Consider the following 22,022-nt stretch of genomic DNA (forward strand, 5'->3'; position numbering starts at 1 on the left):
ACACAGAGAGTTATGAGTTCACCTGTTGCGGACAAAGAAGACGTATACGATTTTACATTGCGCGTCCGTTTAGCGTCTTCATAAACCTTGGCTTGCTGACACTTTGAAGCCGTTGACTGACTTTGGGTTCAAAATTCCCAAGGCGGTCTCGCGCCAATCTCTTCGATCAGAAAATCCATAAAAACGCGAACCTTAGGGGACAACACATTGGACTTGGGATAGATAAGCCAAAGAACATTGTCCTCTTTGGCATTGAAGTTCGGTAAGACGTGCGCCAATCGGCCCGATTTCAGATGCTCGTGCACACTCCACAGGGCGTTCAAAGAAATTCCTGCCCCTGCCAACGTGGCACACACCTGGCTTTGGCCGTCATCGATAATCAATTTTCCCTTTGCTGATCCTGGATCGAAAACCCCTTTTTCGCCCGCTGGTCCCGTCAGCGGGCGCGGTTGGCGATTTTGGAAAGCGATCAGGTGGTGGTTGGTCAAATCGTCAGGTGTTTTGGGGGTGCCGTACGTTTCCAGATAGTGAGGTGCAGCACAAAGAATGCGGCGGTCATCTGCCAGCTTTCGACCTTTGAGGCTGGTGTCGACAAGCGGCGCGTTCCTGAGCGCAAGATCAAAACTCCCTTCAATCAGATCAAACTGAACATCCGATAGGCGTAAATCGAGTGTGAGGTCGGGGTGCTGTTTGAGAAACTTTGGTACAATCGGCGCTATGTAGAGCTGTGCAAAGGTGCTCGGCGCGGCGAAGCGCAAGGTGCCTCGGATGGTGGGTGTTTGTTTGCCCAACGCTGTAAGTGCAGCCTCCTCCTGTGCGATGATCTCTCGGGCGAAAGGCAGGAAATCTGCACCTTCGACCGACAGCGACACTTTGCGAGTCGTACGGTGCAAAAGTTCGGAACCCAGACTTTGCTCTAACTTGGCGAGCTTTGCGCTTGAGACGGCTGGAGCCATACCCAATGCACGCCCCGCCGCACTGATATTCAGCATTTCTGCTGCCATAACGAACAATCGCAGCGCGTCTGTATCAAGTCCCATTATATATAATTCCCGAATTATAAATCCATAAATAGGCAGTTTATATGCAATTGGATCGGCGTTAAATCCCCCTCACCGATGCAACACAGCTTGGAGAGGAGGCGCCGATGACGCGGACAGCCACAGTCAACTACCACGTTCACAAGCCCTATCGGCAGGCTTTTGAACTGGATGCAGGCGGGATTGCTGGTAACCTTGTTTCCCCCGTGCTGACCCCCGCCGTCGTCGCTTTGGCAGATACCCGTGCGGCGACCAACTCAACTTCATTTTCGTCTGATGCTGTTGAATTCACGCTTCAGGAAACGCTGGTGAATGACTTTGCGGGTGAGGCTTGGAAACCGACATACGATGCCGAGCTGACAGCGATGCTTGCGGACAAGTTGGGCGTTCGCGAGGTTTTGGTTTTTGATCATACGGTTCGGGTAGATGCCCCGAACGCGACGCGTAAACCCGCACGCAACGTCCATAGTGACTATAGTAAGGAGGGGGCTGAACAGCGGCTCGTCGACCTGTTGGGCGATGAAGTCGCGGCTGAATGGGCGCAAGGTCACTATGCCTTTATCAATGTATGGCGTCCTGTGGATGATCCAATTAACTCGGCTCCCCTAGGCTTTGTTCATCCGTCATCTGTTGACCCGTCAGACTGGGTTCTTCTGGACCTGATCTATCCTGACCGCAAAGGGCAAGTCATGGGGCTGGTAGGAAACCCCAAGCATGAATGGATTTATCGTTCCAAGATGACGCCGGATGAGGTCGCGATCTTCAACATCTATGACAATCAAGGGCTACCTTCGATTGCGCATAGCGCGCTCGACATGGTCGAGGACCCAAACGTTACAACCATCCGTAAAAGCATCGAGAGCCGTACTTTGGTTCGTTATTAAAGGGGCACAGACATGTTGGATGATAGGCAGCCTACTGAGTTTGCGAAGATCAACACGGCCTACAATCGGGTGTTTCGTCCGGGGCGGTTGAGCATTGGTCTTGTGTTACCGCTCGAGCCATACGCCGTCGGCGCAAAACCGAAGCTGCAAGGTCATTTGGAAGCTGCTCAGAATGCAGAGGATCTTGGGTTCGCGGCACTTTGGCTGCGGGACGTTCCGTTTAATGTGCCCAGTTTCGGTGATCCGGGACAGGTTTTCGATCCTTTTGTTTATCTGGGTGCGTTGGCAACGGCGACGGACCGGATTGCGCTTGGAACGTCGAGTGTGATCCTGCCACTGCGTCACCCAGCCCATGTCGCCAAGGCGGCGGCGACCGCAGATGTACTCTCGGGTGGGCGATTGCTGTTGGGGGTTGCTTCCGGTGATCGGCCCGAGGAGTACCCGGCGATGAACCAAAGCTATGATGACCGCGGGGCTCGTTTCCGCGATAGCGTGGAATACATTCGCGCGGTTGGATCGGATTACCCTACACATGAAAACGCGCAAGGTACGCTATCTGGTGGGATTGACCTGTTGCCCAAACCGCATGGAACCCGCCTGCCGATGCTCATTACCGGTGGCAGCCAGCAAACACCCGATTGGGTGGCACAGAACGGTGACGGTTGGATGACCTATCCGCGCAACGCGTCGGCCCAAGGGCAAGTCATTGCGGATTACCGACAACGCGTGAAGGCGGCGGGCCAACCGGATAAGCCCGTTATGCAATCGCTCTATGTCGATGTCATTGCCGACCCCGCTGCACCACCGCGTTCAATCCATCTTGGGTTTCAGTCCGGCGCCGAATTTTTGCTTAGCTATCTGCGTGAGATCGAAGCTCTCGGGGTCAATCACGTCGCACTGAACCTGAGATTCAATCAGGCCCCAATCGACCAAACCCTTAAACACTTGGCGGACGTTGTGCTGCCTGACTTTTCCTAGAGGATCAGACCAATGACCAAGACTATTCTCATTACAGGTTCAACCGACGGTATTGGTTTGCTCACGGCACAGAAACTGTCCGCCAATGGGCACAAAGTACTTCTGCATGGGCGCAGTTTGCCCAAATTGGAGAGCGCCGCCGCCGCAATCGGCGGGAACGTTGAAAGCTACGCCGCTGATCTGAGCGATCTGTCTGCTGTGCAAAAACTGGCCGAAAGTGTACGGGCCAAACATGACAAGCTGGATGTTTTGATCAACAACGCCGGAGTGCTGAAAGCCCCGCAAACCGTGCTAGAGAATGGGCAGGACATCCGCTTTGTCGTCAACACGCTTGCACCGTATCTGTTGACCGAATTGCTGCTGCCGATCATTCCCAAAGACGGTCGCGTTGTGAATCTGTCATCGGCGGCACAAGCGCCCGTAAATACGACCGCCATGCAAGGCAATGTGCCGATGGCGGATATGGAAGCCTATGCTCAGAGCAAGTTGGCCATCACCATTTGGACCCAGGAATGGGCCAAGTCGCATACCGAAGCACCGGTCATGGTAGCCGTAAATCCCGGATCTCTGTTGGCCTCAAAAATGGTCAAAGAAGGCTTCGGCGTATCCGGGAACGACATGAGCATTGGCGCGGCTATCCTGATTGAAGCTGCCTTGGGTGAGCGCTTCGCTGGTGCGTCTGGTGCCTATTTCGACAATGATAGCGGCGCTTTCGCTAACCCGCATGCTGCAGCGCTTAACGAAGATCATGTTGCCGACGTCATGAACACAATCAGAGTTTTGGTCAGCCAGAAGGCCTGACCAAAGCGGCGTGGAAGCGCCACACACGCCACATTCAACACTCCCCTATCCCTCGCGCACACCGCGTCGAGGCCCAAGAAAGGATTGCCTGATGAAATATGAGAACTTTCAAACCTTTGAAGTTGCGGTTGAAAACGGCGTCGCCACAGTGACGTTCAATTTCGGCTCCGTAAACGTTCAAGGCCAGGAAATGCTGGCCGATCTCAACAGTCTGGCCATGCGGTTAGAGCGGGACCGCGAAACCAAGGTCGTGATCTTTCAGTCTGCCAATCCAGAAATCTGGGTCTGCCACTACGATACCGAGTTGCTCAAAGACATGTCGACCGAGGCAGTATCCCGCGAGGATGCACAGCTTCTGGATCTTCAGTCAGTATGCGAGCGGATAAGCAAAGTTCCACAAGCCACCATCGCAAAGCTGGAAGGGTTTGCACGTGGCGGTGGGCACGAATTGGCCTTGGCGCTCGACATGCGTTTTGCCGCGCGGGGTAAGTTCAAGTTTATGCAGATGGAAGTCGGCATGGGAATTCTGCCCTGCGGTGGTGGCGCCTCGCGCATGGCACGTCAGACCGGCCTTGGCAAAGCGCTTGAGATCATCCTGAGTGCGCAGGACTATGACGCGGATGACGCAGAACGCCTGGGCACCATCAACAAGGCTTTAGAGCCGGATGAAATTGGCCCGTATGTGACCGCGCTGGCTGAACGGATCGCAAAATTCCCGGCGGAATCGATCAATGCCTGCAAGCAGATGGTTTATGAATCCATCGACAAACCCATTGATGAAGCGCTGAAGGCAGAAGCCTATTGGCTTTATCAGGCCACCAGCAAAACTCCGGCCGTCAAACGTTTCACCATCGCGGATGAACAAGGTTTGGAACACGACATCGAAAACCAGCGCAAATGGGGCGATCTCGTGATGCAGGTGCAGGACATCAACTGACCAACCACCAAAACGCTGATCCCATCGGGTGCGCAAAAAAGCGATGCGCCCGATGCTACGTTGCAAAAGGAACATCCCAATGAAAACAATGGTTCTAAACTCCTATGGACCAAACGCACCATTCGAGCGTGTTGAAATGCCCGACCCGGTCGTGACTTCTGGACATGTGGTTGTCAAAGTGGCCGCGACCAGTGTCAACACCGTCGACACAATGATCCGAAGCATGGGAGCAGACCTGCCCCTGTCCCCTGCATTACCCGCCGTGCTTGGCATGGACTTTGCTGGTACGGTTGTCGCAATTGGTGAAGGCGTAACCGATTTTGCCCCCGGTGATGAGGTTTACGGCTGCGCCGGTGGATTGATGAACCTGCCGGGTGCCTTGGCAGAGTATATCAACTCGGACGCCCGTCTGATTGCACACAAGCCGAAGACTCTGAGCATGCGAGAAGCCGCAGCGTTACCTCTTGTCGGTATCACCGCCTACGAAGGGTTGACCCGCGCCGGTGTCAGCGAAGGGCAAAATGTGCTGGTTCAGGGCGGCGCAGGTGGCGTTGGCCATGTCGCCGTCCAAATCGCCCGTTACCTTGGTGCCAACGTGTCCGCAACTGGTCGCGGTTCGGATCAATTGGCGTTGATCGAGGGTCTGGGTGCACGGCCCGTGGATTTCACGACCCAAAAAGTCGCGGACTATGTGGCTGAACATACCGAAGGCGTAGGCTTCGACGTGGTGTTTGACACTGTGGGTGGAGCGAACATGACGAACTCGTTCGAAGCTGCAAAACTCAACGGCCATGTCGCTTCAACGGTCGCTATGGTCGAAATCGATTTGACGCCTGTGCATTTCAAAGGCTTGTCCCTGCACGTCGTCTTCATGTTGATCCCGATGATGCACAATGTCGGGCGGCAAACCCATGGTGAAACCCTGCAGAAGCTGGCAGATCTTGTCGACGCTGGCGGGCTTAAACCGATTGTTGACGAACATAAGTTCGGATGGACCAATGTCGACGCAGCTTACAAGCGCCTTACAACCGGAGCTGCGGTCGGAAAAGTTGTTTTAGAGCTGTAGTCTGGTTCCGCTGGGATTGGTGAGTGGACGATAGTCTTGCTCACCGCCCTAGTACGGTTTGCAATTGGTGCCGCCTTATAAAAGTTCTTTGACTTCAACGACAATTGAAGCGCAGGTTACGATGTTTTTTAGAGAGTAGCTGCCATCAAAAAATTCCGTGTTGCAAACGTTTGGCAACTCAGCACCGCGTTGAACGATTGACATGCATTCGCAGTTGGTATGCTATCCACAACCATAACGTTCACAGAAATTTGCGACAGAGCATCGTGAATTCAAAGCAGATAAGCATCTGCAAAATGGGAGAAAAACATGAACAAACCAATACTCGCGCTTGCGCTGTTGATGACGACGACGTCGATGGCCAATGCAGAAACCCTGCGCTGGGCGCGCTCGGGGGATGCGCTGACGCTTGACCCGCATTCGCAGAACGAAGGGCCGACGCATACTGTGCGCCACCAGATGTATGAACCTCTGATTATCCGCGACACGTCCGGCGCTTTTGAGCCTGCGCTGGCCACCGATTGGGCCCCCAGCGAGAGCGATCCGAATGTCTGGGTGTTCAACCTGCGTCAGGGTGTGAAATTCCATGACGGCGCTGATTTCACCGCCGAGGATGTTGTGTTCAGCATCAATCGTGCGAAGCAGCCGAACTCGGACATGAAAGAGTTGATCAACTCGATTGTTGAGGTACGCGCCGTCGACGACCACACGATCGAGATCGAGACGGACGGTCCGAACCCCATTCTGCCTGCGAACCTCACTGACCTGTTCATTATGGACAAAGGCTGGACCGAGGCGAACAACGCGATCAACGTTCAGGACTTTGAAGGCGGAGAGATCACCTTTGCGACCGTCAATGTGAATGGAACCGGCCCCTACAAACTGGTCAGCCGCGAACCGGACGTCAGAACGGTGATGGAGCGGAACGAGGATTATTGGGGTCGTGATGAGTTCCCAATGGCAATCAGCGAAATCATCTATACACCCATCCAGAACGACGCCACCCGCGTTGCGGCGATGCTGTCGGGCGAGGTGAACTTTCTTCAGGATATGCCGGTGCAGGATCTGGACCGTGTGAACGCCGTAGACGGGCTGGTCGTCAAGCAAGCACCGCAAAACCGGGTGATCTTCTTTGGTATGAACCAAGGTGGGGACGACATCGAGGCGGATAACGTCGATGGCAAGAACCCCCTTGCCGACGTCCGGGTACGTCAGGCCATGTCCAAGGCGATCAACCGAGACGCCATCCAACAGGTGGTCATGCGCGGTCAGTCGCAACCTGCGGGGATGATCGCTCCGCCCTTCGTGAACGGCTGGACCGCCGAGATGGACGGTGAAAGCAGCACGGATGTCGAAGGCGCGAAGGCTCTGTTGGCCGAGGCGGGCTATCCCGACGGTTTCTCGATCCGGCTGGATTGTCCCAACGACCGTTACATCAACGATGAAGGCATCTGTCAGGCCGCTGTCGGGATGTTGGGTCAGATTGGTATTACTGTGAATCTGGATGCCAAACCGAAGGCGCAGCACTTCCCGCTGATCACGGATGGCAAGACCGATTTCTACATGCTGGGTTGGGGCGTACCAACTTACGACTCAGAGTACATCTTTAACTTCCTCGTCCATGGCCGTGAAAGCGACATTGGGACGTGGAATGGCACGGGTTACGACAACGATGAGTTGGACGCCAAGATCAAGTCGCTGGCGTCGAACACTGATCTAGTTGCTCGCGATCAGGCAATCGCCGAGATCTGGCGTGTGGTGCAGGACGAACAGCTTTATATTCCGATCCACCATCAAGTGCTGAACTGGGGCATGGCTGAAAACCTGGATATCAACGTTGATCCCGAAGATCAGCCTATGGTCAAGCATTTCGGCCTGAACTAAGAAACGTGGCCGGGCCTCGAACTAAGGGGCCCGCCACCAAAAAGTGGGAGCTATCATGAAACGTCTGACCACTGCCGCGCTTTTGGGCGCGCTTGCCTTTCCTGTCTCAGCCAAAGAGTTCACGTTTGCCGTTACAACGGACCCGCAAACAATGGATCCTCATGCGGTCAACTCTGCCCCCGTTTTGGGGTTTCTGAACAATGTCTACGAAGGGCTTGTGCGCCGGGGCAAGGATATGACCATCGAACCGGCGCTGGCCACCAGTTGGGAAACCATTGGGGACGGCGCAGGCTGGCGGTTCAACCTGCGCGAGGGCGTGACGTTTCATGATGGGTCCGAATTCAACGCGGATGACGTGATATTCTCGTACCAGCGCGCGTCCGATGAAAATTCCGACACGCGCAGCTGGTTCGCGCCCGTCAGCGAGGTGGTCAAGGTTGACGATTACACCGTCGACGTGATGACCACCGCGCCAAACCCGATCTTCCCGGACAGCATTGCTAACTGGATGATCATGGATAGCGGCTGGGCCGAGGCAAACGACGCAGCCCTTCCCGACAAAGAAGCAGGTAACTATGCGACCCTGAACGCCAATGGCACAGGTGCCTTCCGAGTCACCGCACGTGAGCCTGGCCTGCGTACCGTTCTCGAGCCCTTCGAAGGCTGGTGGGGCGAAGCAGAACACAACCTGACCCGCGCCGAACTGGTGCCCATCCAGAATCCGGCAACCGCTCTGGCGGCTTTGCTTTCAGGAGATGTGGATTTCATCAACCCGGTCCCCATTCAGGACGTGGCTCGGTTGCAAGGCAATCCGGATGTGAAGGTCATTCAGGGCGTCGAAGCGCGCGTAATCATGCTGGGACTCGACCAGCAGGAAGGCGCGAGCGAAGCCGGGCAGGGTAGCTCAGACCTGTTCCAAGACGCGCGCGTCCGCGAGGCGGTGGCAAAGGCAGTTAACGTTCCCGCTATCCTGCAAACCATCATGCGCGGTAATGCAGAGGTGGCGAGCCAGTTGGTCAGTCCTGCGATGCGCGGCTATTCGGCTGCAAACGCAGACCCCTATGGGTTTGATCCCGAAGGTGCCAAGGCGTTGCTGGCTGAGGCTGGGGCAGAGGGGGCAGAGATCAGCTTTAAGTGTCCCAACAACCGATACCTGAACGACGAATCCGTTTGTCAGGCAATCACCGCCATGCTGACCCAAGTTGGATTGAATGTGACGCTCGACGCTATGCCGGTTCAGAACTACTGGCCTGAGCTGCGGGCCGATAATTTCGACATGTACCTGCTGGGCTGGTCGCCCGGTACTTTCGATGCCGAACATCCCGTGCGCTTCCTTGCTTCTACCCCGAACGAAGAAAAGAAGCTGGGATCATGGAACTTCGGCGGCTATTCGAACGCGCGCGTGGATGAGCTGCTGCCGATGATCCAGTCCGAGATTGATGAATCCACCCGTCAGGCCATGCTGGATGAAGTCGCAGCCATCCTACAGGACGAAGTGGCTTATGTGCCGCTGTACGTCGAGGCTCTGGTCTGGGGTGCGCGCAGCAATATCGAGCTGACGCAGCGGACGGATAACTTCTTCCTTTTGCGATGGGTCACGGTCAACTAAATGCTGTCATACATTATCAGGCGCGTTGCCCAGTCGGCGCTGGTTCTGTTCGTTGTGGGCCTTGTCGCCTTTTCCATGTTCCGTTTTGTCGGTGACCCGATCGACAACATGCTGGGGCAAGAGCGGACTATGGAAGATGTGGAACGTCTGCGGGCTCAGCTGGGCCTCGATCAGCCGTTTCCGGTGCAATATGTGAAGTTTCTGCAAGAAGCGGTACAGGGCAATTTCGGCGTCAGCTTCCGTCAGGGGCGTCCGGTCGCTGAAATCTTGGCCGAGCGCGCTCCAGCCACGCTGGAACTGGCGCTGGTCTCGGCCGTATTTGCCATAGTCTTAGGCATCGCATTGGGTGTTTTCACCGCAATTCGGCGAGACGGGTTTGCCGCGAATTTCATCATGTCGGCATCACTGATCGGTGTGTCTCTGCCGACCTTCCTGATCGGCATCCTGTTGATTTACGTCTTCTCAGTCGAACTTGGATGGCTACCCAGCTTTGGGCGCGGAGAAGTGGTGGATCTGGGCTGGTGGAACACCGGCTTGCTGACCAGCAGCGGGCTTAAGGCATTGATCCTGCCAGCGATTACATTGGGTCTGTATCAGATGACCCTGATCATGCGGCTGGTCCGGTCCGAAATGCTGGAAGTCCTCCGGCAAGACTATATCCGTTTTGCCCGCGCCCGCGGCCTCAGCGACCGGACCATCAATTTCCGCCATGCGCTGAAGAATACTATGGTCCCGGTCATCACCATCATCGGCCTGCAACTAGGGGCCATTATTGCCTTCGCCATCATCACTGAGACGGTGTTCCAGTGGCCGGGCCTGGGCCTTCTGTTCATCAATGCAATCCAGTTCGTGGATATCCCTGTCATGGCAGCTTACCTGATGATGATCTCAGTCATCTTCGTCACCATCAACCTTGCGGTCGACATCCTTTATGCCTTCATCGACCCGCGCCTGAGGGTCAGCGCATGAGCCGAGTGAGACGCATTCTGGACAGCGACCAGTTCTACGCCTTTCGTCGCTCGCCCGTCGCCATGGTCTCGGCGACGGTGGCTTTGATCCTGATCCTCGCCACCGTCCTTGCTCCGCTGATTGCGCCGACCAATCCGTTCGATCCGTCGAGCCTGAACCTGATGAACGGCTTCACCCCACCGATGGAACCGAATGCCTTTACTGGCGAAAGCTTCCTGATGGGCACAGACGATCAGGGACGGGACGTGTTCTCGACCATCCTATATGGAATGCGGATCTCGTTATTTGTTGGGGTGGCGGCCGTTCTGTTCGCCATGGTTCTGGGTATCATTCTGGGCCTGCTCTCAGGCTATTTCGGTGGCTGGACTGAAACGATCATCATGCGCACGGCGGATGTTCAGCTGACTTTCCCCTCGATCCTTTTGGCCATGCTGATCTTTGGCATCGCCAAAGGCATTACTCCGGTGGAGTATCGCGACCAGATGGCGATCTGGGTGCTGATCCTGGCCATTGGCCTGTCCGATTGGGTCCAGTTCGCGCGGGTCGTCCGGGGCGCAACGCTGGTCGAGAAAAACAAGGACTACGTCGCCGCTGCACGCATCATCGGGCAAAGCCCGCTGACAATCATGCTGCGCCATATCCTTCCCAATGTGCTGTCACCGGTGCTGGTGATTGCGACCATCTCATTGGCGCTGGCGATCATTGCCGAGGCGACTCTTAGTTTCCTGGGCGTTGGTGCGCCACCTACGCAACCGTCGCTGGGCACGCTAATCCGTATCGGGCAGGGTTTCCTGTTCTCAGGCGAGTGGTGGATTCTGTTCTTCCCGGCTTGCACCCTGCTGGCACTGGCGCTGAGTGTGAACCTGCTGGGTGACTGGCTGCGCGATGTTTTGAACCCGAGGCTGAAATGACCGATCCCGTTCTTTCGATCCGTAACCTGACGGTGGAAATCCCCACCCGCCACGGCATCTTCAAGCCGGTCGAGCATGTCACCTATGACCTCCACCCCGGTGAAATCCGGGGCGTTGTCGGCGAAAGCGGTGCAGGCAAGTCCATGACCGGCAACGCTGTGATCGGCCTACTAGACCCTCCGGCCCATGTCTCAGAGGGTGAGGTCTGGCTGAATGGGCGCCGCATTGACGAGTTGGACGCCGAAGACAAACGCCGAATCCGAGGCAAAGAGATCGGGATGATCTTTCAGGACCCGCTGACCTCGCTAAACCCGCTGTTCACGGTTGGTGAGCAATTGGTCGAGACGATCCAACTGCATCTTGGCCTGTCCGCGTCCGAGGCAAAAAAGCGCGCCATTGCCCTGCTGGATCGCGTGTCCATCCCTGACCCGGCGGACCGTTTCAACCAGTACCCGCACCAGTTTTCCGGCGGGATGCGTCAGCGGGTGGTAATCGCGCTTGCACTCTGTACCGAGCCCAGTGTTCTGATCGCGGACGAACCCACAACGGCCTTGGATGTGACTGTCCAAGCGCAGGTGCTGGATCTGATCAAGGAACTCGCGAAAGAGCGTCAGGTCGGCGTGATCCTCGTCACCCATGATATGGGCGTTATCGCCGACACCACCGACACGGTGACCGTGATGTACTCCGGTCATGTGGTTGAAAGCGGCACGACCGATCAGATCCTCGGCGCACCGACACATGAGTATACCAAATCCCTGATTGCCGCCGTGCCGCGCCCGCACACCAAGGTCGAGCGTTTCCCAGTGGTCAATTATGGCGAGCGGGAAAGAACTTTCAAGATCGACGATCTGGCAGCTCATTGGGACAAGACCGATCTGTCCAAAACAGGCAAGCTGCTGGAAGTCGAAAACATTACTAAAACGTTCCTGCAAAAAGGCGGGCTGCTGCCATCGCAACGCAAGTACTTCACTGCCGTCGATCAGGTGAGTTTCGACATTCGCGACGGTGAGGTTTTCGGTCTTGTCGGCGAAAGTGGCTCTGGCAAGTCCACGGTCGCGCGGATGATTGGAACGCTCTATCCCGTAGATGGCGGACGGGTTATCTTTGATGGCGAAAACGTCACAGTCATGGAGGCAGAGGCCCTGCAAGCCTACCGCCGCCAGATCCAAATGATCTTTCAAGATCCGTTCTCCAGCCTGAATCCCCGCATGAGGGTCGGGGACCTCGTGGCCGAGCCCATCCATCATCACAAAATCCTGCCCAAGCCCGCTATCGAACCGCGTGTGCGCGAACTGCTTGACTGGGTTGGGCTAGCCAAGGACGCGTGGCGCAAGTATCCGCATGAGTTTTCCGGTGGACAGCGTCAGCGCATTTGTATTGCGCGCGCCCTCGCAACTCAGCCCCGTTTTCTGATCTGCGATGAGCCGACCAGCGCCTTAGACGTATCCATTCAAGCGCAAATCCTGAATATTCTCAAAGATCTGCAGGAACATCTCGGCTTGACTATGCTCTTTATCAGCCATGATCTTCCGGTCGTACGTCAGATGTGTGACCGTGTGGGCGTGATGCGTAATGGGAAGTTGCTTGAGGTTCAGGAGACGGATTCGTTGTTCGAAGCTCCGCAGCATTCGTATACTCGGGAGCTCTTGGATTTGATGCCTCGCCTAAAGCAGTTGGCGTAACCCTACGGCCGTTGTTCTGCATCCTCTTTTTAAGAAGAAATTGACTTGAGAGGTGTTGATGCAAGCGACCGACGGAAGAATCCGCGTGGAGGCCCTTTTGTAACGAGTCCGTCGCAGAGTGTAAGGTCGATCTTTTGGACCTACGATCGTTGAAGGCTCAGGTTGCAAACTTGTAGTTTCGGTGAAACCTAGTTCGTGTTGTTCCAGACTTCGGGGTTGATCATATGGATCGGCGCGCCGTCGGCGTATGCATTCACCTGATCGAAGATATCAGCGAATTGCAGGTCGAATTCGTCCTCGGTCACAAACCCAATATGTGGGGTGGCGATCAGGTTCGGATGAGACAGCAACGGATCGTTCGGGTCGGTCAGGGGTTCGGTGTCGAATACGTCAATGGCCGCCTTTCCGGGACGACCGGTGTTGAGCGCGTTCAGCAACGCGTCTGGCGCGATAAGCCCTGCGCGGGATGTATTCACAAACAACGCACCCGGCTGCATGCGTCCAAGATCAGACGCAGTTATTATGCCATGCGTGCCCGGTTTCAGCCGCACATGAAGCGAAACGACATCACTTTCGGTGAAGAATGCCTCGCGGCTGGACGCAATTTGGACCCCATCCGCCATGGCACGTGCCCGACCTTCGTCTGAGGACCACCAGACCACTTTCATCCCAAAAGCTTTGGCATAGTCGGCAACTGCGCGAGCGATGCGACCGTAGCCATAGAGACCCAGTTGGCGGCCTCGCAGAGTCTTGCCCACCCCAGCTTGCCAACGCCCAGCTTTGACCGAAGCCATCTGCGACGGTAAATCGCGCGCACCACTCATAATCAGCGCCCAAGTCAGTTCTGCTGCAGCATAGGAAGGCGTTCCGCCGTGCATGTTTGAACAGAGCAACACGTTTTGATCCGAACAAGCGTCCAGGTCGACGTGAGGATATACGCTGCGTTGGCTGATCAGTTTGAGATTAGGAAGTTGCGCGAGCAACTCTCGTGTGATTTTGGTGCGTTCGCGGAACAGCACAATGGCCTCTGCGTCCTGCAACCGGGACGCCAATTTGTCGATATCTTCAACATGATCGGTCCAGATCGTCACGTCGTGCTCAGCAAGCTTGGCGAAACAAGGCAAACCGCGCAGGGTGTCGAACCAGTCATCCAGAATGTGAACTTTCATCGGCTTTCTAAACTCCGACCCGGGGTGAGTTTTCTTGGTGTTGGAATGAAATTTGGTGCTTCAAGTGCGGCCAGCGCGTTGCGAACGCGTTGGCTTTGATCAAGCAAGTGATTGAACTGCTCATCGCACCCTGCAATCGGTGTTGGGTATTCTGCCATGTTTCGCCGTAGCGCCGCTTGCGCAAGTTTGAGTTCCTGGCGGGCAATGTCGAGGCATTCCGAGTAGTCATCCATCGCAACATCTCCTATTGTATACCACTGTATACCAATTGAAATGCACCCTATCAACTGCTAACCCAAATACTTTGCGGCACGTAGATTGAGCCTTCGGCCAGCTTGCGCGCTGTGCGCACCAACCCAGCAGCATTCAACGAAAACCCGTCTTCATTTGAAAAATCCACGAGGACGTCGATTTTCCCCGAAGCGTGTTCCAAAACGACCTCTGCGGGGCTCTTGTCGACACGCTCAAGCAGCCCTTCCGCAACTGAGCCAGGTGTCAAAGCGCATGATGCCATGCACTGCGCGCCGGTCACCGCCATCGTTGGATGTGTCTTCCACGGCATGAAGTATCTGACGGCAATAGTTCCACCGTCTTTGGCTGGCGCCAAAATCCCGAACTTGGGTGTCACCGACTGTGAAACATCCCCCATGCCCATCAATTGTCCGGCTTTTATCCGAATGGCTTCCATCCGATCGAAAAATTCACGATTTGTGTCCAGTTCTTCGGCGCTTTCATACCCTGTCAGGCCAAAATCGACCGCGCGGGCAATGGCCATTGGCATGGCGACATCCATGCAAGTCAGTTCGACACCCTGAACAGTATCGCGCAGATTACCCGTGGGCAAAAAGGCCCCGGTAGAGGAGCCGACGACCCCCATAAAACTCAATTGCACCGGCGCGGAATTTCCCGGGACACCCGCAATTTCTGCGTCACCATCATAGGTCAGCTCACCGCCTGGTGTCTGTATCTTGGCTACGACCCGCGCCCCAGTATTTACAGCTCGGATACGGATTTCGGTCAGATCGCCTTTGGGCTTAATCAACCCCATCTCAATTGCGGCGGGGCCGACCCCAGACAGGATGTTGCCGCAGGTCGGTTTGAAATCCACCAGCTTTTCCTCAACGGACACCTGGGCAAAGAAATAGTCGATGTCCGCCCAGTCATCGTCGCTGATCGACAGCATCGCGACCTTGGTGGTGACTGCCGCGCCACCGCCGATGCCGTCGATATTCAGAGGATGGCCGGCTCCGACAACCGAGATTAGAACTTCAGCCAAGGTATCCAGATCTTCGGGGAGGTCCGACCTGCGGAAATAAGGGCCTCGCGAGGTGCCGCCTCGCATGAAAATGTAGGGGATTGCCGTTTGGGTCATCTCGTGCCTTCCTCGACAAGGTTTGTCAGAACTTCGGTGAACTCACGGGTGCCAAGCGCGCCGCGAAGGTCGCGCGTGCGCGTTTCGGGCAAGGACAGAGCCAAGCCCACAGATGTGCGGATCAGATCGGCCGCTGCGGTTTCGCGCAAATGCCGCAGCAACATTTCCGCGGACAAAATCAGCGAGACCGGGTTGGCCAAATTTTTGCCCGCGATATCCGGTGCAGAACCGTGCTGGGCCTGCGCCACTGCGTGTCGAGATCCGAAGTTGAGAGATCCGGCTAATCCCAGCCCTCCGGCCAGTTCCGAAGCCAGGTCGCTGAGAATGTCACCAAACATGTTTGTCGTGATCAGCACATCAAACCGCGAAGGGTCCCGAACCAGATGAGCTGCCGCAGCATCCACGAGCATTTCGTCGTAAGCCACATTAGGGAACTCGTCGGCCATGGTTCTGGTGCAATCGAGGAACAAGCCGTCGGTCATGCGCATGACGTTGGCCTTGTGAACTACGGTCACCTTTTTGGAAGGGCGCGACCCGGCCACTTCGAACCCGGCTCGAGCAATGTCCATGCTGGCCGCACGCGTGACTTTCCTGAAAGCCAGCGCGATGTCCGGTTCGGGCATAAATTCACCACCACCAGCGTACATGTTGCGGTCAGCGTAAAAGCCTTCGAGGTTTTCACGCATCACCACCAGATCAAACGCCTTGCGGGACGGTGCATCCAATCCCGGCCATGTTCTGGCTGGGCGGTGGTTGGCAAAAAGCTCAAGCTCTTTGCGCAGAATGCCTGACGGATTGTGCCCGCCTTGATCGACGGATGGATAGCTGTTGTGCGATACCGGTCCAAGTATAACGCCGTCTGCAGTTTTGGCGGCTTCAATTACTGCTTGTGGGAGCGTCGACCCTTCCGCCTCCAACGCGGTAAAACCGATATCCTTTTGCTCGATCTTGATCTCTCGGTTCAGAACCGGGCTGGCGGCTTGCAGAACCGCCAGCGTTGCGGCCATGATCTCTGGCCCGATGCCGTCCCCTTCAAGGCACAGTAGTGTCAGTGCATCGTTCATTTCAGCGGCCACGGCAGGTTCACCATGTCTTGAAGCAGACCGGGTGGGAAATCCCTGTTCAACGCCCCGGCCATCACGCACATGAAACCAATGCCGCAGGCGGTAAGGATCAGGGTCATCGGCCAGCTGGAACCGGCACGAACGCGGAAGAATGAGATCAGGAACCCGATCAGGGCGAGGATGAAGCCGACGACCCATGTGGCTGCAATCAAACCAGCAAACCACGCCAGAGTTGACCAAAGGCCGTGCGGCGCGCTGGCGTCCTCGCCGGCAAGTTCCTTGTCGGCAAAGATCGGATCGCCTTCGGGTCGGCGCATCATCTGGAACAAAAGGATCACGCAGCAGAACAATGAGACACCGCCGATCACCAGCGGGATGATCTTATCGGTCATGTTGTAGTCAGGGATCATGTTGGCATTGACCAACGCCACGATCAGATAAGCCATAATCACCAGCAGGAAGACCAGCGGAGCGCGCTTGCTACCTGATTGGACTTCACCCTCGGACATGATCATTTTGGCCTGCCGAATGCCAAGAATGACGGACACCACGGTGACGATGATCAGAACGATTACGATGGGGCTGAAGACATACTCCATGCCTTCAGCAAAGCTCTTTCGGAACCTGAATGAGGCAATCTGGAAAGCCTGATTGGTGAACTTCTCAACCGGGTTCGACAGCACGAACCCAATCAGAAAGGCCGGGCGCGACCAGTCGAAACGGCGCAGGAAGATGCCAATCAGACCGATTACAAACAAGGCAAGAAGGTCTTCGAAGTTTTGACCGGACTGAAAAGCCGCAAAGCTGATCAGCATGAACAGAAACGGTGCCAGATACGTGAATCGGATCGTGGTCAGTTTTGCGATGCCGCCTGAGGCCGCGATACACAGGATCGTCCCCACGACATTGGCCAACGCCAGCAACCAGACGATAGAATACGTGATATCGAGGTTGTCTTTGAGCATGCTCGGTCCAACTTCGATATCGCCGGAGCCCAACAGAGCCACCGCGCCGATGAAGATCGCCATAGACCCGGAGCCCGGGATGCCGAACAGCAGCGTTGGTACCAGCCCGCCACCTTCCTTGGCGTTGTTCGAGCTTTCAGGCCCGATGACACCGCGCACTTCGCCCTTACCGAATTTGCTTTTGTCTTTCGTGGATTGCACTGAATGGCCATAGGCAATCCAGTCCACGACCGAGCCACCGAGGCCGGGAATGACGCCAACGACCACCCCGATTATCGAACAGCGGACCGAAAGCCATATGTTTGCCGCCCAGTCTTTGACCCCGTCAAACCAACCGGCACCCAGCGAGGCACCTTTGGCAATGGATCGGTCCTGCCGCAGCAGTGAGACAATTTCGGGAACGGCAAAGATGCCCAAACCCACTATTACCAGTTTCAGACCGTCCGTTAGATAAGGAATGTCATAGGTCGCCATACGCAAAGAGCCACCCGCATCGGCCTCTCCGATGGTGCCGACCATCAACCCCAATCCGGCTGCGGCAACACCCTTCAAAGGGATGCGCCCCGCCAGAATGGCAACCATCGACAGGCCCAGGATGGTGATCATCAGCATCTCGGGCAAACCGAAGGCCAGTACGATGGGCCGCGCGACCAGAATGAACATGGTCAGGAAAGTTGCACCGACAAGCCCACCAAACAGCGAAGAGGCGAAGGCGGCCGACAACGCGCGGGCTGCTTCGCCATTTTTGGCCATCGGGAAGCCATCCAGTACTGTCGCTTGCGAGGCAGAGCTACCGGGGATGCCCATAAGAACCGAAGCGAAAGTGTCAGAGGTCGGGACAACGGCAACCATACCGATCATCAGTGCCAGCCCAAGGATCGGGTCCATTCCAAACATGAAAGGCAACAGCAAGGACAATCCGGCAATGCCTCCTAGTCCTGGGAACACACCTACGGCCAGCCCCATAACGACACCGAGAACAAGATATCCCAGAACGATGGGTTGCAGGATCAGACCCCACGCGTCACTGAGCGCAGGAAGAGCGGTGGCGAAAACCTCCATAGCGGCCGCCTTTCATAGATTGTCTAGTGTAGGAAAAACGCGTGCCCGCAGCTGGGCACGCGCTGAGAGGATCGACTTAGTTCAGCTCGACGCCATAGGCCTCTTTAAGCCAGTTCAGGACAAATTCCTTGGCATTGTCATCGACACTCGTGGCCGTCTGCAGTGCGGCTTGCGAGCCGTCACCCACGAATACAGGGTACTTACCCACCCGCTTTGAGGAGATGTCTGCAAAGTCAGCACGCTCGGTCACGGCCTGGAACGCGGCGGTATAGGTATCAACGACCTCTTGCGGGGTGTCACCCGGCAGGAAGGCCAGTTTCTGCACCGGGAAGCCGGCCACGAAAAAGGCTTTCCAGGCGTCCCATGCCGGACCGCTTGTTTCACAGCCATCGGTGGCTTCGCATACCTCTTTGAAGGTTGGAATATCAGGGAAGGTCGGATCTCGGACAATATTGCCGTCGGCGTCCAGTGCACCCCATGTCATCATCGGCACAGCCTGACCGGATTCAACCAGTGGGGCGGAACCGCCCAGATAGCCGGAAGATGTCTGGTAGTCGATGTTGGCTTCGCCACGTTCGAACATCAGACGACCATCACCGCGGCCTTTGATGCCGAAGACAGGCTCTACATTCATGCCCAACATCTGCCAGGCCAGCAGCGGCACCAGATCCAGACGTGTGGCCCCTTGCGAGCCGTAAATAAAGTTGATGTCTTTCAGTGCATTTGCCGAACCGTCAAACTTGGCGCCATCCTCAGCGTTCAGATAGGCGACACCGCCGGTGCCCGATGCCATGACCGGAATCCAGTCGTTGTATTCATAGCGCACGCGCGGGTCGCTTAGCAGATAGGGAAACTGAGTCGAACCCGACGTGCCGAACAGGAGTGTTCCATCATCGTGGCTCTGCTTTTGGAACCAGTTGGCTCCTTTGGTTGAGCCTGCGCCGGGCATGAATTTGACCACAACGGTTGGCTGACCAGGCAGCGCCTCGGACAGAAGGGGCGCAAAGAAGTTGGCCCATTTGGCAGAGCCGCCTGTTTCCGAGAAGGGTATAACCCACTCAATTGTCTTGCCCGAGAAATCAACCTCGGCGGCGGCAGGTGCAGCGATTCCGGCGGCGGCGATCAGCCCCACGACCGCGCGGCGGGTGAATTTGGAAATGGCCATTGGTTCCTCCCTGTTGACCAGACAACCACGCCAGCGCCCTTGGCGCTACCATGATCGCAAATAGAACTGCGGGGTTGATTCCCCCTCCCATCTGGCAATCATGGAGGGCCAACCTTGCGCGAAACTTGCAGGAGCCCAAATGCGGATTGTTATCGTCGAGGACAATGAAACCCTCGCCAACGCCATTGCCTATCGCCTGCGGGACCGTGGCCATGCCGCAGACGTGCTGACGGATGGAGACGCAGCCGACCAATATCTTGAACAGGAAGGCGCGGATCTGATCGTTTTGGATATCAATCTGCCTGGCCGGTCAGGGCTCGAGGTTCTGCGGTCTCTGCGCAATAGGGGTGACAGTGCGCCTGTCATCCTGCTGACTGCGCGCACCGAAACCAGTGATCGGGTCTCGGGTCTGGATATGGGCGCCGATGATTATCTGGTCAAACCCTTCGAAATGGACGAGCTTGAGGCCCGCATTCGCGCTCTTTCTCGTCGTAAGCAACTGGACTACGGGTCCCGCGAAACCATCGGAGATCTGGAATTCGACCGCACCTCTCGTCAGGTGAGCGCAAAAGGCCAGGTGCTTGATGTACCACGCCGTGAAATGGCCGTCCTGGAATGCCTGCTGGAACGGCGGGGCAGGATTGTGCCAAAAAGCCAGCTTACCGACTACGTCTATGGTGTGGGGGCCGATGTCGAGGATTCTGCCGTCGAACCTCATGTGTCGCGTTTGCGTAAGCGGCTTCAGAACCTTGGCATCAGGATCAAGACTGCCCGTGGCCTTGGCTATCTGCTTGAGGTTCAGAAGTGATCAAACAAGGTTCGCTCCGGCTCCGGCTTTTCACGCTGATCCTGACGCCGTTGGTTCTGCTTGCGATCCTGCTTGGATATTGGCGCTACACGGTTGCCCAGCAAACGGCACAGGAACTTTTTGATGACAGCCTGCTAGCTGCGGGTCTGGCGATTTCGCGTGATGTGGCGATTTCAGAAGGTGATGCCCTGTCGCCGACCACCCGCAGCTTGATCCGCGATGCGTCGGGCGGAGAGATATTCTACCACGTAACTGGCCCTGGCGGTATTTACGTAACCGGCTATGCCTATCCACCGGCTGCCCCGAACCCAACGGAGCAGGACGTGTTCCAACCTCAGTTTTTTGAAGCGCTATATCGGGACGAGCCGGTGCGCGTTCTGAAAATGACTGAACGGGTCACCTTAGAAAATCTGGTAGGTGATGCAACGGTCACGGTCTGGCAACGCATCGCGGATCGCAATGCCTTTGCCAATGAGTTGTCAATCCGTGCGGCGATCCTGATGGGTATCCTGCTGGTGACCCTCGCTATTGTTGTCTGGTTCGGCGTCGCGCGTGGTCTGCGGCCCTTACTGGATTTACAGAACGCCATCGACTTGCGCTCACCCGATGACCTGAGTGAAATCAAACGCCAGGTTCCGGTCGAGGTCCATGGGATTGTAAAAACTCTGAACCGGCTGTTTGAGCAAGTCGAACACAGTATCCACGCGCATCAGGTGTTCATTTCTGAAGCCGCGCATCAGCTGCGCAATCCAGCCGCTGCAGTCCAATCGATGGCCGAGGCTTTGCGAGGCGCAAAAACAGACGCAGACAGAGACAAACGTATTGTAGAACTTATAGCGGCGGCTAAAAACTCGGCCACAGTTGCCGAGCAACTGTTGTCGTTGGAACGGCTGAGGCAACCAACGCATCAGGATCAGATGGAAAAGATTGACTTCCGCTCGGTGGTTGAAGAGGCCTGCGCAGAGATGGGCGTTCACATCCTCGCAAAGGGTATCGAGTTTGAAGTCACGATGCCAGATTCACCAATCGCTGTCGCGGGTGACCGGATATTTCTGTCGGAGGCAATCAAAAACCTGCTTGATAATGCGCTGAAACATGGAGGTTCTGAACTGACCAGAATTTCGGTTGTTTTACAGAGCGCTCGGGACACGGTCCGGCTGACTGTTGCCGACGATGGTGCCGGCCTTACACCGGACCAAAGCGACGCCGTATTCAGCCGGTTTTCACAACTGGAACCCTCGGAGGGAAGCGGGTTAGGTTTGTCGATCGTTTCAGCCGTAGCCCGCCGCCACGGGGGGCAGGTCTCAATCGATCCAGCTGTAGCAGGAGCGAGCCTTACGCTTGAGCTTCCAAGGATTCAATAAGCTCTGTCTGGGCGGTATTGCCTGAAAAAAGCCCTGATTACCTCGGGCTCTATACGAGCACGTCATCGACCAATTTCTGCCTAACTTCGAGGAGGAGGTTGGTCAGACAACGGTGCCAGTCACGTCAACCTCAGGCCGTGGGCAGCCTCGGATTGGAAGACGGTGAACGGTTACCTAGAGAACAAGGGTACCGTGCCACGCAAGAACGCGCCCAAGACGGCGGTGGGTAAGGTCCGGAACGACTATTCTCCCGCTAAAACGTTTTCTCAATTGGACGAGTGGGACACCG

The 22,022-nt window shown here is 56.2% G+C and carries 19 protein-coding genes; 12 read left to right on the forward strand and 7 right to left on the reverse strand.

Features of this window, described 5'->3' with window-relative positions:
* Positions 1-128: 128 nt before the first annotated feature.
* Positions 129-1,040 (reverse strand): LysR family transcriptional regulator, encoded by a 912-nt coding sequence (locus ACR0EV_RS19875; protein ID WP_480801694.1) that lies wholly within the window; start codon positions 1,038-1,040, stop codon positions 129-131.
* 107 nt (positions 1,041-1,147) lie between these two features.
* Between ACR0EV_RS19875 and ACR0EV_RS19880 the strand changes: the two genes are divergently transcribed.
* The 10 genes from ACR0EV_RS19880 to ACR0EV_RS19925 all read left to right on the forward strand — a co-directional run bounded on the left by ACR0EV_RS19880 (position 1,148) and on the right by ACR0EV_RS19925 (position 12,764).
* Positions 1,148-1,924 carry a CmcJ/NvfI family oxidoreductase gene (locus tag ACR0EV_RS19880; RefSeq protein ID WP_480801695.1) on the forward strand — a complete coding sequence of 259 codons (777 nt, stop codon included), beginning with the start codon at positions 1,148-1,150 and terminating at the stop codon, positions 1,922-1,924.
* A gap of 12 nt (positions 1,925-1,936) precedes the next feature.
* Positions 1,937-2,902: an LLM class oxidoreductase gene (locus tag ACR0EV_RS19885; protein WP_480801696.1), complete on the forward strand. Its 966-nt coding sequence runs from the start codon at positions 1,937-1,939 to the stop codon at positions 2,900-2,902.
* 12 nt (positions 2,903-2,914) lie between these two features.
* Complete coding sequence (locus ACR0EV_RS19890) at positions 2,915-3,703, forward strand: SDR family NAD(P)-dependent oxidoreductase (RefSeq protein WP_480801697.1); 789 nt, start codon at positions 2,915-2,917, stop codon at positions 3,701-3,703.
* A gap of 91 nt (positions 3,704-3,794) precedes the next feature.
* Positions 3,795-4,640, forward strand: coding sequence for an enoyl-CoA hydratase/isomerase family protein (locus tag ACR0EV_RS19895; protein ID WP_480801698.1), 846 nt, complete (start codon positions 3,795-3,797; stop codon positions 4,638-4,640).
* Positions 4,641-4,719: 79 nt separating this feature from the next.
* Entirely contained in the window at positions 4,720-5,706 is a 987-nt protein-coding gene (locus tag ACR0EV_RS19900) for a zinc-dependent alcohol dehydrogenase family protein (protein ID WP_480801699.1), read from the forward strand.
* A gap of 309 nt (positions 5,707-6,015) precedes the next feature.
* The gene (locus ACR0EV_RS19905; RefSeq protein WP_480801700.1) at positions 6,016-7,590 is read left to right on the forward strand and encodes an ABC transporter substrate-binding protein; all 1,575 of its coding nucleotides are present in this window, start codon (positions 6,016-6,018) and stop codon (positions 7,588-7,590) included.
* Positions 7,591-7,645: 55 nt separating this feature from the next.
* The gene (locus ACR0EV_RS19910; protein ID WP_480801701.1) at positions 7,646-9,199 is read left to right on the forward strand and encodes an ABC transporter substrate-binding protein; all 1,554 of its coding nucleotides are present in this window, start codon (positions 7,646-7,648) and stop codon (positions 9,197-9,199) included.
* Positions 9,200-10,168 carry an ABC transporter permease gene (locus ACR0EV_RS19915; RefSeq protein WP_171096722.1) on the forward strand — a complete coding sequence of 323 codons (969 nt, stop codon included), beginning with the start codon at positions 9,200-9,202 and terminating at the stop codon, positions 10,166-10,168.
* Positions 10,165-11,079 carry an ABC transporter permease gene (locus tag ACR0EV_RS19920; protein ID WP_480801702.1) on the forward strand — a complete coding sequence of 305 codons (915 nt, stop codon included), beginning with the start codon at positions 10,165-10,167 and terminating at the stop codon, positions 11,077-11,079. Before ACR0EV_RS19915 ends, ACR0EV_RS19920 begins: the two co-directional genes overlap by 4 nt.
* The gene (locus ACR0EV_RS19925) at positions 11,076-12,764 is read left to right on the forward strand and encodes an ABC transporter ATP-binding protein (RefSeq protein ID WP_480801703.1); all 1,689 of its coding nucleotides are present in this window, start codon (positions 11,076-11,078) and stop codon (positions 12,762-12,764) included. Before ACR0EV_RS19920 ends, ACR0EV_RS19925 begins: the two co-directional genes overlap by 4 nt.
* 188 nt (positions 12,765-12,952) lie before the next feature.
* Here the strand turns inward: ACR0EV_RS19925 and ACR0EV_RS19930 are convergent, their stop codons facing one another.
* The 6 genes from ACR0EV_RS19930 to ACR0EV_RS19955 form a co-directional block, all read right to left on the reverse strand.
* On the reverse strand, positions 12,953-13,933 hold the full coding sequence (locus ACR0EV_RS19930) for a D-2-hydroxyacid dehydrogenase family protein (protein WP_480801704.1): 981 nt from the start codon (positions 13,931-13,933) through the stop codon (positions 12,953-12,955).
* A complete protein-coding gene (locus ACR0EV_RS19935) occupies positions 13,930-14,166 on the reverse strand; it encodes a hypothetical protein (RefSeq protein WP_171096718.1) in 237 nt (78 codons plus the stop codon). The genes ACR0EV_RS19930 and ACR0EV_RS19935 overlap by 4 nt, the downstream gene beginning before the upstream one ends.
* 50 nt (positions 14,167-14,216) lie before the next feature.
* Positions 14,217-15,305, reverse strand: coding sequence for a 4-oxalomesaconate tautomerase (locus ACR0EV_RS19940; protein WP_480801705.1), 1,089 nt, complete (start codon positions 15,303-15,305; stop codon positions 14,217-14,219).
* On the reverse strand, positions 15,302-16,369 hold the full coding sequence (locus ACR0EV_RS19945) for an isocitrate/isopropylmalate dehydrogenase family protein (RefSeq protein WP_480801706.1): 1,068 nt from the start codon (positions 16,367-16,369) through the stop codon (positions 15,302-15,304). Before ACR0EV_RS19945 ends, ACR0EV_RS19940 begins: the two co-directional genes overlap by 4 nt.
* A complete protein-coding gene (locus ACR0EV_RS19950; protein ID WP_480801707.1) occupies positions 16,366-18,396 on the reverse strand; it encodes a tripartite tricarboxylate transporter permease in 2,031 nt (676 codons plus the stop codon). The genes ACR0EV_RS19945 and ACR0EV_RS19950 overlap by 4 nt, the downstream gene beginning before the upstream one ends.
* Positions 18,397-18,472: 76 nt before the next feature.
* Entirely contained in the window at positions 18,473-19,561 is a 1,089-nt protein-coding gene (locus ACR0EV_RS19955; protein ID WP_480801708.1) for a tricarboxylate transporter, read from the reverse strand.
* 139 nt (positions 19,562-19,700) lie between these two features.
* Here ACR0EV_RS19955 and ACR0EV_RS19960 point away from each other — a divergent pair, with 139 nt between their 5' ends.
* Positions 19,701-20,369 (forward strand): response regulator transcription factor, encoded by a 669-nt coding sequence (locus ACR0EV_RS19960; RefSeq protein WP_480801709.1) that lies wholly within the window; start codon positions 19,701-19,703, stop codon positions 20,367-20,369.
* Positions 20,366-21,733: a sensor histidine kinase gene (locus ACR0EV_RS19965; protein WP_480801710.1), complete on the forward strand. Its 1,368-nt coding sequence runs from the start codon at positions 20,366-20,368 to the stop codon at positions 21,731-21,733. The genes ACR0EV_RS19960 and ACR0EV_RS19965 overlap by 4 nt, the downstream gene beginning before the upstream one ends.
* Positions 21,734-22,022 lie beyond the last annotated feature (289 nt).

This window comes from Ruegeria sp. CF8 (assembly GCF_056537285.1).

Coding starts and splice junctions, on each gene's coding strand:
- ACR0EV_RS19875 (WP_480801694.1), bottom strand. CDS start 1,040: ATGGGACTTGATACAGACGCGCTGCGATTGTTCGTTATGGCAGCAGAA.
- ACR0EV_RS19880 (WP_480801695.1), top strand. CDS start 1,148: ATGACGCGGACAGCCACAGTCAACTACCACGTTCACAAGCCCTATCGG.
- ACR0EV_RS19885 (WP_480801696.1), top strand. CDS start 1,937: ATGTTGGATGATAGGCAGCCTACTGAGTTTGCGAAGATCAACACGGCC.
- ACR0EV_RS19890 (WP_480801697.1), top strand. CDS start 2,915: ATGACCAAGACTATTCTCATTACAGGTTCAACCGACGGTATTGGTTTG.
- ACR0EV_RS19895 (WP_480801698.1), top strand. CDS start 3,795: ATGAAATATGAGAACTTTCAAACCTTTGAAGTTGCGGTTGAAAACGGC.
- ACR0EV_RS19900 (WP_480801699.1), top strand. CDS start 4,720: ATGAAAACAATGGTTCTAAACTCCTATGGACCAAACGCACCATTCGAG.
- ACR0EV_RS19905 (WP_480801700.1), top strand. CDS start 6,016: ATGAACAAACCAATACTCGCGCTTGCGCTGTTGATGACGACGACGTCG.
- ACR0EV_RS19910 (WP_480801701.1), top strand. CDS start 7,646: ATGAAACGTCTGACCACTGCCGCGCTTTTGGGCGCGCTTGCCTTTCCT.
- ACR0EV_RS19915 (WP_171096722.1), top strand. CDS start 9,200: ATGCTGTCATACATTATCAGGCGCGTTGCCCAGTCGGCGCTGGTTCTG.
- ACR0EV_RS19920 (WP_480801702.1), top strand. CDS start 10,165: ATGAGCCGAGTGAGACGCATTCTGGACAGCGACCAGTTCTACGCCTTT.
- ACR0EV_RS19925 (WP_480801703.1), top strand. CDS start 11,076: ATGACCGATCCCGTTCTTTCGATCCGTAACCTGACGGTGGAAATCCCC.
- ACR0EV_RS19930 (WP_480801704.1), bottom strand. CDS start 13,933: ATGAAAGTTCACATTCTGGATGACTGGTTCGACACCCTGCGCGGTTTG.
- ACR0EV_RS19935 (WP_171096718.1), bottom strand. CDS start 14,166: ATGGATGACTACTCGGAATGCCTCGACATTGCCCGCCAGGAACTCAAA.
- ACR0EV_RS19940 (WP_480801705.1), bottom strand. CDS start 15,305: ATGACCCAAACGGCAATCCCCTACATTTTCATGCGAGGCGGCACCTCG.
- ACR0EV_RS19945 (WP_480801706.1), bottom strand. CDS start 16,369: ATGAACGATGCACTGACACTACTGTGCCTTGAAGGGGACGGCATCGGG.
- ACR0EV_RS19950 (WP_480801707.1), bottom strand. CDS start 18,396: ATGGAGGTTTTCGCCACCGCTCTTCCTGCGCTCAGTGACGCGTGGGGT.
- ACR0EV_RS19955 (WP_480801708.1), bottom strand. CDS start 19,561: ATGGCCATTTCCAAATTCACCCGCCGCGCGGTCGTGGGGCTGATCGCC.
- ACR0EV_RS19960 (WP_480801709.1), top strand. CDS start 19,701: ATGCGGATTGTTATCGTCGAGGACAATGAAACCCTCGCCAACGCCATT.